Raw genomic sequence first — 15,472 nt, 5'->3', positions numbered from 1 at the left:
GGCGCCGGACCGGCATGCTGCGGCCCGTAATGGAAAGTTAATGAGGACGGGTTGACGGTTGGACGCCCGAAGGTGAACGCGGCGTGAACGCGAAAAGTACACCTGCAGTCCGTATGGTCGACGTCACACGACGACGGGACGGGCGCGCGCGGTACGTGCTGCGTTCACGCGCCGACGTAGGCGAGGTCGACGTGGAATCGCTCGAACCCGAGCCGGCCGTAGGTGTGCAGGGCGGCGGTGTTGTCACCTTCGACGTACAGCAGCACCGCGCCGAGGCCGCGCTCCTGCAGGTACCGCAACCCGGCGAGGGTGAGCAGCCGGCCGAGACCGCGCCCCTGAGCGCCGGGATCGATACCGACCACGTACACCTCGCCGATCGCCGGCTGGTCCGCCGTGGCGGCGTGCACCTTCGTCCAGTGGAAGCCGAGGAGCCGGTCCGGATCCTGCTCGTCGAAGGCGAGGAACACCCCCTCCGGGTCGAACCAGGACTCGCTGCGGCGCTGCGCGACGTCGCGCTCCGTCCACCGGCCCTGCTCGGGATGCCAGGCGAACGCAGCCGCGTTGACCCGCAGCAGTTCCGCATCGTCCTCGGATCCCCGGTACGTCCGCAGGAGCAGACCGTCGGGGACCTGCAGGGCCGGCAGTTCGGGCTCCCCCAGGGGGCGCCGCAGCTGCAGGAGTTCGCGGACCGGCGTCAGACCGAGCCGCGCCGCGAGCGCCCGGGCGGCCTCGAGGTTGCCGTGCGCCCACACCCGGGTGCCGGCACCTCCGGTCTCGAGTGCGGCGGCGACGAGCCGCGACCCCACACCGTGCCGGCGGTGGGGCGGATCGACGACCACCTCCGCCATGGCCGGGTGCTCCCCGTGGCCGGGGACCAGGTTGGCGTAGCCGACGATCGCGGCGTCCTCGGTGGCCACCAGGTGCTGCTCGTCACCGTCGCCGGTGAGAGAGTGCAGCACCTGCTCGGACACCGGGGCCGTTCCGTCGGCGGCGTGCGCGCGGGCGACGAGCGCTCGCACCTCGGCGGCCTGCTCGGCGGACAGTCGACTGACGAATTCCACGACGGCGAGCCTAGTCGGCGAACTCGACGTCCTCGAATTCGACGCTGGCGGAGCCGCCCTTCCCGGTCTTGGTGGTGGGACGCACCGCCTTGTAGCCGACGTTGCGGACCGTCCCGATCAGGGACTCGTATTCGGGACCGAGCTTGGCGCGCAGGCGCCGCACGTGCACGTCGACGGTGCGGGTACCACCGAAGAAGTCGTAACCCCACACTTCCTGCAGCAGCTGCGCGCGGGTGAACACCCGGCCGGCGTGCTGTGCGAGGTACTTGAGGAGCTCGAACTCCTTGTACGTCAAGTCGAGGGGACGGCCGCGCAGCCGGGCGGTGTAGGTGCCCTCGTCGATCGAGAGCTCCCCGAGTGTGATCTTGCCGCTGTTCTCGGGGCCGGCCGCACCGCCGGACCGGCCGACCAGCAGTCGCAGGCGCGCGTCCAGCTCGGCCGGTCCGGTGGTGGTGAGCAGGATGTCGTCCAGCCCCCACTCCGGGTTCACCGCCACCAGGCCCCCCTCGGTGAGCACGGCGACGACCGGGATCGCCGATCCGGTGCTGCCCAGCAACCGGCACAGGCCGCGGGCCGCAGCCAGGTCGGTGCGAGCATCGACGATCGCGATGTCCGCGGAGCCCGCCTCGAGGAGCGACGACACCTCGGTCGGCGCCGGACGCACCGAGTGCGCGAGCAGCGACAGCGAAGGCAGGACCGCCTCCGGGTCGGGATCGGAGGTCAGCAGCAACAGCTCCACCGTGCCTCCATTCTTCGCGCGCTGCGCGAAACTCGTGTGAACGACGCGCTACAGATTAGCGCCACGAGGGCGTTCACCGGGCAACCGCGCTCGGGAAGCGGTGCGAGCCGTCCGTCACAATGGTGCGGTGCGCAAACTCATCCTCGCTCTCGTGACGCTCGTCGGAGTCGCGCTCCTGATCGATTTCGGCGCCGCGGCGTGGTCCGAGTACCGGGTCTCACGGGCGCTGCGGGAGGGTGGTGCGCTGACGGCGGATCCGGCGGTGACCATCCACGGGTTCCCGTTCCTGACCCAGGCCCGGTCCGGCCACTACGAGAACGTCGAGATCCGGGCGCAGGGTGTGCCCAGTGGGACGCTCGGTGACATCACGATCGAGGCCAACCTGATCGGTGCTCACGCGGACGCGGGCGAACTGCTCGACGGCTCGATCCGCACGGTGCCGGTGGATCTGCTGTACGGGCGCGTGATGATCGACGCGACCGAGCTCGGTCAGCTTTACGGCATTCCCGACCTGCAGGTGTCCGCTCCCCCGGCCGACAAGTCCGACGGCACGGGCGGGTCCGGTGGCTCCGGTCGCACCACCGCGGGCGGGGTCGTCCTCACCGGCACGGTTCCGGTCGGCCCGGTCTCCGCGGAGGTCAGTGTGCAGGCGAACCTGCTGCTCGAGGGCGACACGGTGCGCATCGTGGCGTCGGACCTGTACTTCGGCCCGGAGGGACAGGCGGACTTCACCGTCCCGGATCTGCTGAAGCCGACGGTGCTGGGTCTGTTCACCACCACGATCGAACCCCAGAACCTGCCGTTCGGAGTGCGCCCGACCGCGGTCGAGGCCCGCGGCTCGACGATTGTGATCGAGGGTGAGGCGCACCAGACCACGATCGATCTCGAGGAGGTGCAGCGCCTGTGACCGCTGTCGTCGTCCTGCTGGTGGTGGTGGCTGCCGCCCTGATCATCGGGACCGTCCTGCGGGCCCGCGAAGGCAAGGTCCGCGTCGTCGATCCGGCCCCGGCCCCGGCGTCGGGGCCGGATCCCCTCCTGGCCGCGGTGGGGGTGGGCACCGGCGATGCGCCGGTGGTGCTGCACTTCTCCGCGGACTGGTGTGGACCGTGCGCCGCGGTGCGCCGGGTCGTCGCTCAGGTGGTCGCCGACCTCGCAGCCACCGGCGACGGGTTGCCCGCACCCCGCGACCTCGAACTGGACATCGACGAGAACCCGCAGCTGGCAAGGGAACTCGGTGTGCTGTCGTTGCCGACGACGTTCCTGTTCGACGCCGCCGGCACCGAGAGGTACCGGGTGTCGGGGGTGCCGGCCGCGGCCGACCTGCGGGCCGCGCTGGTGCCGCTGCGCACCCCCGCGGGCCCGATCCGCCGAGACGTCGACTAAGCTGCCTGCCGTGTCGACCCGCCGAGAGCTCATGCTCACCCGACGCCGCACAGTCGATCTGTGCCGCCTCGGCGGCTTCTGCTGTACCTGCTGCTGATCACCCCGGCCGAGACGTCCGACCGTCTCCGCGGCATCCGCCGCCCTCCCCGGTGTGGTCCCCGCGGTTGTCACCGCGCCGGTCCGCCCTCACGCGTCCCCTCCCAGCAGGAGTACCACCCATGTCCACTACCACCACCGCCACCACCCGCCGGAGCCCGCAGCTAGACGTCCGCGGCCCCCGGTTCGCGGCGTGGATCACCACCGCCGTTCTCGTCGTCGTCCTGGTCGTCGCGTCGGTCTCGACCACGGTGGCCGGCGTACTGCTCGCCGTCCAGACCGTGGTGTTCGCGGCCGGCGCGGCCCTGGGGCCGCGCCGCAGCCCCTACGGCCTGCTCTTCGCGCGGTTCGTCGCGCCCCGGTCGGGCGCGCCCACCGAGACCGAACCCGTCGCCCCGTTGCGGTTCGCGCAGCTCGTGGGGTTCGTGTTCGCCGCCGTGGGGACCTTCGGTTTCCTCCTCGGCGCCGACCTGACCGGGCTGGTCGCCACCGGCTTCGCGCTGTTCGCCGCGCTACTCAACGCCGCGTTCGGGGTGTGCCTCGGTTGCCGGATCTATCCGCTCGTGGCCCGGTTCCGGACCGTCGCCGCCTGACCATTTCCCTCCGCACCGTTCCACTCGACGCGAGAGTGTCACAGCACCGAAAGGAAACTCCATGGCTCGCTCCGACGTCCTGGTCTCAGCAGACTGGGCAGAGCAGAACCTCCACGCACCGAAGACCGTGTTCATCGAGGTCGACGAGGACACCGCCGCCTACGACGGTGGGCACATCGAAGGTGCGATCAAGCTCGACTGGCGCAAGGACCTGCAGGACGGGGTCCGTCGCGACTTCCTGAACCGGGAGCAGTTCTCCGCCCTGTTGTCCGCGAAGGGCGTCGCCGACGACGACACCGTCGTGCTCTACGGCGGCAACAACAACTGGTTCGCCGCCTACGCGTACTGGTACTTCAAGTTCTACGGGCACCGGGACGTCAAGCTCCTCGACGGCGGCCGCAAGAAGTGGGAGCTCGACGGGCGCCCGCTGTCCAAGGACGAGGTCACCCGCCCGGCCACCGAGTACAAGGCGCAGGAGCCGGACTACTCGATCCGCGCCTTCCGCGACGAGGTGATCGACGCGATCGGCACCAAGAACATCATCGACGTCCGCTCCCCCGACGAGTTCTCCGGCAGGATCCTCGCCCCGGCGCACCTGCCGCAGGAGCAGGCCCAGCAGCGCGGCCACGTCCCGGGTGCGATCAACATCCCGTGGAGCACCACCGCCAACGAGGACGGCACCTTCAAGGCGGACGACGACCTCGAGGCCCTCTACCGGGCCAAGGGGTTCGACGACAGCCGCGAGACCATCGCCTACTGCCGGATCGGTGAGCGCTCGAGCCACACCTGGTTCGTCCTGCAAGAAATCCTCGGCAAGAAGAACGTCAAGAACTACGACGGCAGCTGGGTCGAATACGGCTCGCTCGTCGGAGCCCCGATCGAGTTGGAGGTTCGCTGACCATGTGTGGTGCACCCGTTCAGTCCCAGACCCTGCCCGCCGGCGTGGACGTCGAGAAGGAGACGGTTCTGACCGGCCGTGTCGTCGACACCGACGGCCAGCCGGTCGGCGGCGCCTTCGTGCGCCTGCTCGACGGCACCGGTGAGTTCACCGCCGAGGTCGTCGCCTCCGGCACCGGTGACTTCCGGTTCTTCGCCGCGCCCGGCGACTGGAAGGTCCGTGCGCTGTCCGGCCGCGGCAACGGTGACGTCGTCGTGAGCCCGACGGCCCCCGGCGTCCACCACGTCGAGGTCACGGTCGCGAAGTAGGACCGATCCGGCGGGGCCCGTTCCCTTCGTGGGAACGGGCCCCGCCGTCGTTCGTCAGTTCTGCGGTTGTCCGCTCGCCCGTTCGGCTTCGGCGAGCGCGACGATCCAGTCGACGATCCGCTCACTGTCGGAGTACCAGGGATCGTGCGGGTTCGTGTTCCAGTAGCCGATGTGCTGGACGAAGCCCAGCAGGATGTACGGCTCGACGAACAGGTCGACGATGCCGCTGTTGTCGTCGGCGAAACCGGCCCCCTCGGCGCGCAACTTCTCCAGCACGATCGGCCGGCCCGGCCCGACGGCCCAGTCGCGGATCTCCCGCAGCCGTTCGGGGCTCACGTCGGCGCTCGGATCCACCGGGTAGGTCTTGTCGACGACCTTGCGCAGCACGTCGAGGAGGGATTCGTCGGACTGCCACCAGTCGTCCCGGGTGACGATGTGCGCGGCGGCGCGGGCCGCCGTCACCGCCACCGTGCGTCCCAGGTCGTCGACGGTCTGCATCGGGTTCGTCAGGGTGAACCGCATCTGCCCGAGCATGCCGAGGGCCAGTTCGAGGACCGCGATGTCCTCGGGAGCGTCGCACGCCACGTCGTAGCGCCGGCACGAGTACACCACCCGGTCGGCCAGCGCCCCGTAGTCGGCGGGCTCGGAGGACATGAATCCGCCGCCGCGCGGACCGGCCCCGCCGAGCGAGTCGGCACCCGCGGGACGGTAGGGGTCACCGACGAGGACCACCCCGGCGATGTCGTCCGGTGCGACATGGGCGTCGTCGGGCCGGTGCCCGAGTTCGCGGGTCACCCGTTCGATCACCTCGGCGCCGACGCTGTATCCGACGAGCGCGAACCGGGTGCGCTCCCCGCACGCGCTCTTACGTTCGTCGAGGATGCGGTTGGTGGACGCGACACCCGCCGCCACCGAATCCTGATAGGTGGGCACGTCCTCGAACAGGCCGAGACCGTAGGTGGCCGGGTACGGGACGTACATCCAGCCGATCGTGCCCGGGCGGTCCGCGGTGGCCTCACCGGCGGGGACCGTCACGTTGCCGACCCAGTTCGACCACAGCTGACGCGACTCCTCGACCACAGGGTCGCGGTCGGCCTCGGAGTCGGTGGCGCCGGAGACCGCCACGATCAGCAGGTCGGGGCACTCGAGTGCGTAGTTGTCGGGATGGACGGCGGACCCGGACGAACCGCTGTTCGACCCCGCCCCGGGGACGGCGGCCGCGTCGGGCGGGGTCAGGGACAGGGCCACGAGGACCGCGGCGACCGGCAGCAGCAGACGGATGGAGCGCACACGACCTCCGAATCGGGCTTTCCGGGCGAAAGGGCCCGCCCGGCCCCGTGCACGGTACTATCCCGCGCGCCGCGTCGCGCGCCCGGAGGGGACGTCGGTTTCCGCGCTTTCGGGACGCCGTCTAGGATATGGCCGTGGTCATCTTCTTCGAAGCTCTCCTTGTCCTGGCGGCCGTGCTCATCACGTGGTTCGCGGTGTACGTCCTCTACCGTCTGGTGACCGATCAGCCGTGAGTGCCGAGTCCGGTGAGGAACGGGAAGTCGTCCGCGGTAGCGGCGACAAGGCCGTCGCCGATGCCCTCGAACGGGCGAAGGCGACTGCCGACAAGAACGTCCCGATCCTGAGCGGCCTGCCCGTCCCCGAGGACACCGCGAATCTGCGCCTCGGCCCGGACATGCATCCGGAGCTGCTGGCGCTGCTGCCCATGGTGGGTGTGTGGCGGGGTGAAGGCGAGGGTAACGACCCCCGCACCGGCGATTACCGCTTCGGCCAGCAGATCGTGGTCACCCACGACGGCGGCAACTACCTCGTGTGGGAGGCCCGTTCGTGGCGCCTCGACGAGGAGGGCGCCTACAGCGGTCCGGATCGCCGGGAGAGCGGCTTCTGGCGGGTCGCCGGCACCGGCGCGCCCGGCAGCGAGGATCCGGAAACCCTCGAGCTGCTCCTGAACCACAGCTCCGGCGTCGTCGAGCTGTACTACGGCACTGCTCTGACCCAGTCGTCCTGGGAACTGGCGACCGACGTGGTGATCCGCAGCCAGTCCGGCGAGGTGGTCGGCGGCGCCAAGCGCCTGTACGGCATCGTCGAGGGCGGCGACCTCGCCTACGTCGAGGAACGGGTCACCGCGGACGGGGACCTGCAGCCGCACATGTCCGCGCGGCTCGCTCGCTACATCGGTTGATCTTCCCGGGTTGATCCCCGCGCCGGGGAATGCGCACCGTTGCCGGGCTCGTCGTCCGGATCCGGCACGGCCCGGGTGATCACGACGGGCTCCGGAGCGGGCCGCTGCTCGGCGGCCTCGAGTTCCTCGGCGGTGCGCACCCGGCTCCACTGCCGGGTCACCGGTTCGGCCCGCTCCCCGAGGTCGTCGCGGATCCCCCTGACGAGGCTGTACATCATCACGAAGCCGATCACGAAGAACGGCAATCCGATCACCGTGATGACCTGCTGCAGCGCGTCGAGACCGTCCTTCCCGGTGGCCACGAGCATGGTCGCGGCGACGAGCCCCATCAGGACCGCCCAGAACAGGCGCTGGTGCAGCGGCACCCGTCCCTCGTTGCCGGCGGCCATCATGTCCAGGACCATCGCGGCGGAGTCGACCGAGGTGATGAAGAAGATCACCACGATCACCACGGCGAAGAACGACATGACGCCGGCCCACGGGAAGTTGCCGAGGAACTCGAACAGGGCGCCGGGGATGTCGCCGTCGCCGACGACCCGGTCGGCGAGACCACCCGAGCCGTTCAGCTCGATGTCGAACGAGGCCATTCCGAACACGCTGAACCAGATCACCGAGAACAGCACCGGCAGTCCGAGCACACCGGCGACGAACTCACGGATGGTGCGGCCACGCGAGATGCGGGCGATGAAGATCCCGACGAACGGCGCCCACGTGATGGTCCACGCCCAGTAGAAGACGGTCCAGGTGTTCTGCCAGCCGGTGTCGCCGAACGTGTCGTTCCAGAACGCGAGCCGCGGCAGCATGCTCCCGTAGATGCCGACGGACTCGATCATGCCCTTGAGCAGGAACAGGCTGGGTCCGGTGACGAGGACGAAGGCCAGCAGGGCGACGGCCATGCCGATGTTGAGGTTCGACAGCCGCTTGATGCCGCGATCGAGACCGAGCGCCACCGAGGTTCCCGCCGCCACGGTGACCACCGCGATCAGGACGATCTGGACGAGACCGTTCTCGGGGAGGCCGAACAGCTCGGCCAGACCCGCGTTGACCTGTAGAGTCCCCAGCCCCACCGACGTGGCCACGCCGAACACGGTGCCCACGATCGCGATCACGTCGATGGTCTTGCCGATCGGACCGTAGATCCGGCCACCGAGAATCGGGGCGAAGATGGAACTGACCCGGGGTGGCAGCTTCCGCTTGTAGATGAAGTACCCGAAGCACAGGCCGGGGAGCGCGAAGATCGTCCAGGTGTGCAACCCGAAGTGGTAGAGCGTGAAGCCGATGGCCTCGGTGGCGGCGGCCGCGGACCCCGGTTCGACGTCCTGCATCGGCGGGTTCGCGAAATGGGAGATCGGTTCGGCCACGCCCCAGAACATCAGGATCGTGCCGATGCCGGCGGCGAACAGCATTCCGAACCACGCCGGGGTGGAGTGTTCGGGCCGGTCGTCGTCGCCGCCGAGCCGCACCCGGCCGTAGTGCGTGAACGCGAGGCCGACCAGGAAGACCAGGAAGGTGGACACCCCCAGGATGTAGAACCAGCCCAGGTTCGTCATGATCCAGCCCGAGACGGAGCTGAACAGGTTGTCGACAGCCGTGGTGAACGCGATCGTCACGACGACGAACACGAGGGCGATCAGCGCCGAGACGAAGAACACCCCGGGCGACGTACGAAGTCGCAACAGGCCGTGGGCTCGCTCGAGCATGAGGACACCCTTTCGTTCCGGTGGCGAGGTGTACGCGACGCCTACCGCGAACAGGGGTACCCCGAACTGCGCGTTCACACACCGTGCCGGACACGCAAACGGCCCCCGAGCCGTGCTCCGCGGACGCCTGGTCGGCGGATTCCGGTCGGACGGACCGGATGGCTCGGGGGCCGGGTGACTGCGTGGTATTCGCCGGCCGCTGCGCGGTCGACAATCCCGTCGTCGATGACAGCGGCTAGCGCGCAGCCACCTCACGTGTCCGATACTTCAATTCAGACCACCTCCTTTCTCGTGTACGCCCGAAAGTACGCGCCGCTCAGACCGCGGGCAACGAATTTTTCCTCAGGCGAACGACGAGGTCGGCCGCCGTGTCGCCGGGCAGCTGGTGGGTGACCACGACGACGGTGCGCTCGGATGCGACGAAGCCGGCGTCCCGGTCCAGCAGCAGTCGTTGCAGCTGTGCGCTGTCCGCGGCGTCGAGGTGCTCGGTGGGTTCGTCGAGCAGCAGCACCCGTGCGGGGGACACCAGGGCCCGAGCGAGCAGCAACCGGCGCCGCTGGCCGCCGGAGACGGCGCGCGCACCGCCGACGAGCGTGCTGTGCAGCCCTTCGGGCAGGCCGGCCACCCACTCCCCCAGCCCGACGTCGCCGAGCACGTCCAGCGCCTCGGCCTCGGTGAGGTCGCCGCGGGCCACCCGCAGGTTCTCGAGTACGGACGTCTCGAACAGGTGGGCGTCCTCGGCGAAGAATCCCACCGTCCGCCGCAGGGCTGCCGGCTCGAGTTCAGCGAGCGGCACACCGTCGAGGGTGACCGTCCCGGCGACGGGCTCGAGCAGCCCCGCGAGGGTCATCAGCGTGCTGGTCTTGCCGCTGCCGCTGCTCCCGACGACGGCGACGCGCGCGCCGGGTGGCAGGTCGAGCGTGAGAGGCCCGGAGTCGGGGCCACCGGGCCAGCCGCTGCGCAGGTCGGCGGCACGCAGGTGGCACGGTTCTGCGACGGGCCGGGCGCCGTGCGGCACCGGCCGATCGGCACGGTCGAGCAGGTCGACGATGCGGTGGGCCGCGATCCGGGCGCGGGTGAGGGTGACGGCAGCGCCGGGCAGCGCCGCGGTGGCTTCGAACGCGGACAGGGGCAGCAGCACGAGGATCCCGAGGGACATCGGACTCGCACCCCCGTCGGCGAAGAGCGTGATGCCGACGAACAACGCCCCGAGAACGCTCGCACCGACGGAGAGCGGGACGGCGGCTTCCGCGTACGCCGCGGGGACGGCCGCGCGGTCGGTGGCCCGCACCGCGTCCACACCGGCGCGGCGGGCCCGGCCGACGGCCTGCGGGAGCAGGCCCGCTACCCGCAGTTCTGCGGCGTGGTCGAGTGCGGTGACCGCGTCGCGGGAGAACCGGAGGCGGGCGGCGGCACTGTCGGCTTCGGCGCGGGCCGCGGCACGGGCGGACACCCAGGGCGCCGCGAGGCCGGTGACGAGCAACGCGACGGCGAGGATCGCCGCGGCGGGTGGGGAGATCAGCGCGAGCCAGCCGACGGCGGCGAGTCCGAGGACCACGGCGACGGCGATGGGCACCAGCGCCCGCACCACCACGTCCCCGAGGGCGTCGACGTCGGCCCCGGTGCGGGCGAGCAGGTCCCCGCGGCGCAGGCCGGCGGAGGCCACCGGGTCGCCGTCGGCGAGGCGCCGGTAGACCCGGGTGCGGGCGGCGGTGGTTCCCCGCAGGGCGGTGTCGTGGCTCGCGATTCGCTCGAGGTAGCGGAACAGCCCGCGGGAGATGCCCAGGGCCCGGACGGCGACGACGGCGACCGTCAGGTCGAGAACCGGGGGCATCTGCCACGCCCGGATGATCAGCCAGGCCGACAGGCCGGCGAGCGCGAGGGCACTGCCCAGGGTGGCGACGCCGGCGGCGACGGCGGCGACGACCCGCCCGGGGCGCAGTTCGAGCAGCGCCATGGCGCGGCGCAGGTCGTTCATCACCGCTCCCCCGTGCCGGAGGCCGGGTCGCAGTGGGAGACGACTGGGACGACCGAGTCGGAGACGACCGGGACGACGGAGTCGGAGACGACCGGGACGACGGAGTCGGCGATCGCCAGGATGCTGGGGCGGTGCGCCACGATCACCACGGTGCGTCCGCGACGCGCCAGTTCCCGCACCGTCGCCAGAACCGTGGCCTCGGTTGCGTCGTCGAGGTGGGCGGTGGGCTCGTCCAGCAGCAGCACGGACCGGTCCGCGGCAAGGGTGCGGACGAGGGCGAGCCGTTGCCGCTGCCCGAGCGACAGTCCGCTGCCCTCGGCGCCGACGACGGTGTCCCAGCCGCTGGGTAACGCATCGAGCACTTCGTCGAATCCTGTTGCCGCACAAATATCTTCGAGCCCGTCGGTGGTGGGGTCCACGCCGGTGAGGCGCAAGTTGTCCGCCAGCGTGCCGGGCAGCAGCACGGGCCGCTGGGGCAGCCATGCCACCTGCTCCCACCACGCGTCGTCGGCCGTCACGGGACGGCCACCGGCCTCGACGCGCCCTTCCGCCGGCTCCGCGAGACCGAGGACGGCGAGCAGGGCCGTCGACTTGCCGGAACCGTTCGCCCCGGTCAGCACGGTCACGGCACCCGGCCGGCACACGGCATCGAGCCGGTACGGGGCGTATCCGTCGCGGCTCGCGACACTCAGACCCGACAACGTCAGTTCGGCCGAGGTCGCATCGAATCCGGCACCGGCGGTGTCCGACGGGGCGGCAGACGCACGGTCGAGGATCGCGAAGGCGCGTTCGGCGGCCGCCTTGCCGTCCTCGGCGGCGTGGAACTTCGCGCCCACCGTACGCAGCGGCAGGTACGCCTCGGGGGCGAGGATCAGCGCGACGATGCCCGCCTCGAGTGCCATGTCCCCGTAGACGAGGCGCAGACCGATCCCGACCGCGATCAGCGCGACGGACAGGGTGGCGAGCCATTCGAGCACCGTCCCGGACAGGAACGCCACGCGCAGCGCCGACATGGTGGTGCGTCGGTGGTCGTCGCCGAGCTCGCGTACCTTCTGCGCCGGGCCCTGTTCCCGGCCGAGTGCACGCAGCGTGGGCAGACCGGCGATCAGGTCGAGCAGTTGAGCCGAGAGCGTCGTCATGGTCCGCAGCGTGCGGTCGGCCCGGCCCTTGGTCAGCAGTCCGATGAGGATCATGAACGCCGGGATGAGCGGCAGTGTCACGACGACGATGATCGCCGAGGTGAGGTCCTGGAACGCGATGACCACCACGGTGATCGGGGTGAGTGTGACGGCGAGCAGCAGTGCCGGCACGTATCCGGTGAGGTACTCCGACAGCCCACCGAGCCCGCGGGTGAGCACCGTGGCGATCTCGTCGCGGCGTGGTTCGAGTTCCCGCGGCGGCAACCGGGTCGCCGCCGCGAGCACCTCGTGCTCGAGTTCGGCGACGACCCGGCTCGCCGAACGGTGCGCGAACCGGGACTGCACCCACGTGACCAGGGTGCGCACGGTGACGGCCCCGGCCAGGACCAGCAATTCGGTCCGCCATTCCCCGAGTTCCGTGGTGCCGGTGGTGAGCACCCCCGCGAGGACCGCGCCGATCGCGAGTGCGGACACGACGATCATCGCGACGTCGATCGCGGCCGTGACGAGGGCGAGCGCCAGATAGCCGCGTGCTGTGGCGGAGTAGCGCCACAGCCGCGGGTCGATCGGCCCGCGACGCCGGGGCACATCCGCCGCTCCGGGAACGGAGCCGAACGGACGCACCGCGGCGTCGGCGGGCGCGGTCATTTCGCCCCGAGCGACAGGCCGATGGACTTCGGGATGTGCTTGGTGGAGATGCGCTGACGGAACACCCAGTACGTCCAGCCCTGGTAGATCAGGACCACCGGCGTGACGATCACCGCCGCCCATGTCATGACCTTCAGTGTGTACGGACTCGACGACGCGTTCTCGATCGTCAGCGACAGGGTGTCGCCGAGTGTGGACGGCATGACGTTCGGGAACAGCGAACCGAACAGCAGGACGACGGTGCCGACGATGGCGACGGTGGTGAACACGAAGGCCCACCCTTCGCGTTCCGCGCGCGTGAGAGCGACGACGGCGAGCAGCGCGGCCGCCGCGGCGCCGACGAGGAGCCACGTCCAGGTCTTGCCGTAGGCGAGTTGCGTCCACAGCACGAAGGCGCCGGCCACGACGACCGCCGGAACGGCAAGACGGGCGGCGAGGGTCACGGCGTCCTCGCGCACCTCGTCGGCGGACTTCAGGGCGATGAAGACCGCGCCGTGCAGCGCGAACACGAGTGCGGTGGTGGCACCACCGAGCAGGGCGTACGGGTTCAGCAGGTCGAAGAAGCCGCCGATGTACTGCTTGTTCTCGTCGATCGCGACGCCGCGGACGATGTTCGCGAACGCCACGCCCCACAACACGGCCGGCACCCAGGAGCCGAAGACGATGCCCCAGTCGCAGCGCCGCCGCCAGGTGGGGTCGTCGATCTTGCCGCGGTACTCGATCGCCACGACCCGGACGATGAGACCGAGCAGGATCAGCAGCAGCGGCAGGTAGAACCCGGAGAACAGGGTGGCGTACCACTCGGGGAACGCGGCGAACATCGCGCCGCCCGCGGTCAGCAACCACACCTCGTTGCCGTCCCACACCGGCCCGATGGTGTTGAGCAGCACCCGCCGGCGGGTATCGGCCGTCTCGGTGCGGCCACGTCCGAGCACCGGCATCAGCATGCCGACACCGAAGTCGAAGCCCTCGAGCACGAAGTACCCGGTGAACAGCACCGCGATCAGGACGAACCAGACCTCTTGAAGTCCCATGACCGATCTCCTAGTACGCGAAGGACAGCTGCTTGGGCCGGCCGGTGTCGTCGGGTTCGTCGTCGTGCTCACCCGGCGGGTGGGCGTCGTGCGGCAGCGGGCCCTCGATGGTGTACCGCCGGATCAGCCAGAACCACACGACGCCGAGCGCGCCGTAGACGACGGTGAACGCCACCAGCGAGGCGATCACCATGCCGGCCGAGTTGTTCGACACGCCCTGGTCGACGGTGAGCCGGATCATGTCCACGCCGGTCGGATTGGGGTGCACGACCCACGGCTGGCGGCCCATCTCGGTGAAGATCCAGCCGGCGCTGTTGGCCAGGAACGGCGTGGGAATGGCGAGGATGCTCAGCCGCCCGAACCACTTCTGATCGGGGACGCGGCCGCGGCGGGTCACCCACAGCCCGGCGACGGCCAGCGCGGCCGACCCGGCGGCCAGGCCGATCATGGCGCGGAACGACCAGTAGGTGACGAACAGGTTGGGGCGGTAGTTGCCGGGGCCGAACTGCTGCTCGTACTGGTCCTGCAGGTCTTCGACGCCCTGCAGGGTGACGTCGGTGAACTCGCCCTGCGCAAGGTACGGCAGCACGTACGGCACCTCGAGGACATGGATGACACCGTCGCAGTTGTTGTGCGTACCGATCGTCAGGACCGAGAACTTGGGGTCGGTCTCGGTGTGGCACAACGACTCCGCGGACGCCATCTTCATCGGCTGCTGTTCGAACATGAGCTTCGCCTGGATGTCGCCGCTGACGAAGAGCGCGACACCGGAGACAATCATCACGAGCATGCCGAGCCGGGCGGCGGGCCGGAACATGCCGCGGGCCTCGCCTTCGAGCCGGTCGGCTTCGACCGGCTCGGCCTGCGCGGCGCGGCGCATGTTGCGCACCATCCACCAGCCGGCGATGCCCGCGACGAACGTGCCGGCGGTGAGGAACGCCCCGGCGACGGTGTGCGGGAATGCTGCGAGCGCGGTGTTGTTGGTCAGCAGTTCCCAGATGCTCGTCAGCTCGGCACGCCCGGTCTCGGGGTTGTACGTCGCGCCGACGGGGTGCTGCATGAACGAGTTGGCCGAGATGATGAAGTACGCGGAGGCGTTCACGCCGATCGCGACCAGCCAGATCGTCGCCAGGTGGACCAGTTTCGGCAGCCGCCCCCAGCCGAAGATCCACAGGCCGAGGAAGGTCGATTCGAGGAAGAACGCCACCAGGCCCTCGAGCGCCAGCGGGGCGCCGAAGACGTCCCCGACGAAGCGGGAGTATTCGCTCCAGTTCATGCCGAACTGGAATTCCTGGACGATGCCGGTGGCCACGCCGAGGGCGAAGTTGATGAGGAAGAGCTTGCCGAAGAACTTCGTCAGGCGGTACCAGTGGTCCTTCTTCGTGACCACCCACATGGTCTGCATGATCGCGATGAGCGGGGCGAGACCGATGGTCAGCGGGACGAGGATGAAGTGATAGACGGTGGTGATGCCGAACTGCCACCGGGACAGGTCCAACACATCCATGGCTACTCCGAGGTGACGCCCAGGGACAGGCTCCGAGTCCGGGGCGCGGGCTCGGGGCCTCGGACTCTGTGCACAAGGGACCATCCGCCGCACGCGTCGGCGACCTTGTTACTACCCACAGTAGTAGAGGTGGACAGGACCGTCGACGGTGTCGACCGACACATCCCCGCGATCGCGTGCTCCGCGACGGGGGATCC

At 70.2% G+C, this 15,472-nt stretch carries 14 protein-coding genes; 6 read left to right on the top strand and 8 right to left on the bottom strand.

The annotated features are described in order from the left end of the window. Positions 1 to 164: 164 nt before the first annotated feature. Both mshD and AC2IPW_RS04965 read right to left on the bottom strand, forming a co-directional pair. Positions 165 to 1,061 (bottom strand): mycothiol synthase, encoded by an 897-nt coding sequence (gene mshD, locus AC2IPW_RS04970; protein WP_486376413.1) that lies wholly within the window; start codon positions 1,059 to 1,061, stop codon positions 165 to 167. 10 nt (positions 1,062 to 1,071) lie between these two features. Continuing rightward, a complete protein-coding gene (locus AC2IPW_RS04965; RefSeq protein WP_054371123.1) occupies positions 1,072 to 1,800 on the bottom strand; it encodes a winged helix-turn-helix transcriptional regulator in 729 nt (242 codons plus the stop codon). Between the two features lie 127 nt (positions 1,801 to 1,927). Between AC2IPW_RS04965 and AC2IPW_RS04960 the strand changes: the two genes are divergently transcribed. The 5 genes from AC2IPW_RS04960 to AC2IPW_RS04940 all read left to right on the top strand — a co-directional run bounded on the left by AC2IPW_RS04960 (position 1,928) and on the right by AC2IPW_RS04940 (position 5,078). Then, positions 1,928 to 2,707 (top strand): LmeA family phospholipid-binding protein, encoded by a 780-nt coding sequence (locus tag AC2IPW_RS04960; RefSeq protein ID WP_003936511.1) that lies wholly within the window; start codon positions 1,928 to 1,930, stop codon positions 2,705 to 2,707. Continuing rightward, positions 2,704 to 3,183 (top strand): thioredoxin family protein, encoded by a 480-nt coding sequence (locus AC2IPW_RS04955; protein WP_371382930.1) that lies wholly within the window; start codon positions 2,704 to 2,706, stop codon positions 3,181 to 3,183. Before AC2IPW_RS04960 ends, AC2IPW_RS04955 begins: the two co-directional genes overlap by 4 nt. Positions 3,184 to 3,401: 218 nt before the next feature. Then, the gene (locus tag AC2IPW_RS04950; RefSeq protein ID WP_486376412.1) at positions 3,402 to 3,872 is read left to right on the top strand and encodes a DUF4395 domain-containing protein; all 471 of its coding nucleotides are present in this window, start codon (positions 3,402 to 3,404) and stop codon (positions 3,870 to 3,872) included. Between the two features lie 61 nt (positions 3,873 to 3,933). Beyond that, the gene (locus AC2IPW_RS04945) at positions 3,934 to 4,770 is read left to right on the top strand and encodes a sulfurtransferase (RefSeq protein WP_003936514.1); all 837 of its coding nucleotides are present in this window, start codon (positions 3,934 to 3,936) and stop codon (positions 4,768 to 4,770) included. Between the two features lie 2 nt (positions 4,771 to 4,772). Then, the gene (locus AC2IPW_RS04940) at positions 4,773 to 5,078 is read left to right on the top strand and encodes a DUF1416 domain-containing protein (RefSeq protein WP_003936515.1); all 306 of its coding nucleotides are present in this window, start codon (positions 4,773 to 4,775) and stop codon (positions 5,076 to 5,078) included. 54 nt (positions 5,079 to 5,132) lie between these two features. On the opposite strand, the gene AC2IPW_RS04935 is transcribed toward AC2IPW_RS04940, so the two are convergent. Beyond that, positions 5,133 to 6,368 carry a cutinase family protein gene (locus tag AC2IPW_RS04935; protein WP_486376411.1) on the bottom strand — a complete coding sequence of 412 codons (1,236 nt, stop codon included), beginning with the start codon at positions 6,366 to 6,368 and terminating at the stop codon, positions 5,133 to 5,135. A 229-nt stretch (positions 6,369 to 6,597) separates the two neighbouring features. Here AC2IPW_RS04935 and AC2IPW_RS04930 point away from each other — a divergent pair, with 229 nt between their 5' ends. After that, entirely contained in the window at positions 6,598 to 7,269 is a 672-nt protein-coding gene (locus AC2IPW_RS04930; protein ID WP_003936518.1) for a heme-binding beta-barrel domain-containing protein, read from the top strand. On the opposite strand, the gene AC2IPW_RS04925 is transcribed toward AC2IPW_RS04930, so the two are convergent. The 5 genes from AC2IPW_RS04925 to AC2IPW_RS04905 all read right to left on the bottom strand — a co-directional run bounded on the left by AC2IPW_RS04925 (position 7,257) and on the right by AC2IPW_RS04905 (position 15,275). After that, entirely contained in the window at positions 7,257 to 8,969 is a 1,713-nt protein-coding gene (locus AC2IPW_RS04925) for a BCCT family transporter (RefSeq protein WP_486376410.1), read from the bottom strand. The genes AC2IPW_RS04930 and AC2IPW_RS04925 overlap by 13 nt on opposite strands. 316 nt (positions 8,970 to 9,285) lie before the next feature. After that, positions 9,286 to 10,947: a thiol reductant ABC exporter subunit CydC gene (gene cydC, locus AC2IPW_RS04920; protein ID WP_486376409.1), complete on the bottom strand. Its 1,662-nt coding sequence runs from the start codon at positions 10,945 to 10,947 to the stop codon at positions 9,286 to 9,288. Continuing rightward, entirely contained in the window at positions 10,947 to 12,734 is a 1,788-nt protein-coding gene (cydD, locus tag AC2IPW_RS04915; RefSeq protein WP_486376408.1) for a thiol reductant ABC exporter subunit CydD, read from the bottom strand. The genes cydC and cydD overlap by 1 nt, the downstream gene beginning before the upstream one ends. Beyond that, on the bottom strand, positions 12,731 to 13,768 hold the full coding sequence (gene cydB, locus AC2IPW_RS04910; protein WP_289378170.1) for a cytochrome d ubiquinol oxidase subunit II: 1,038 nt from the start codon (positions 13,766 to 13,768) through the stop codon (positions 12,731 to 12,733). Before cydB ends, cydD begins: the two co-directional genes overlap by 4 nt. Positions 13,769 to 13,778: 10 nt before the next feature. Beyond that, positions 13,779 to 15,275, bottom strand: coding sequence for a cytochrome ubiquinol oxidase subunit I (locus tag AC2IPW_RS04905; protein WP_003936523.1), 1,497 nt, complete (start codon positions 15,273 to 15,275; stop codon positions 13,779 to 13,781). Positions 15,276 to 15,472: the final 197 nt, after the last annotated feature.

The sequence above is a fragment of the Rhodococcus sp. NS-SX18 genome (assembly GCF_057367935.1).
The sequence above is the reverse complement of the archived record's forward strand: the minus strand, read 5'-3'. Positions and strand labels throughout refer to the sequence as shown.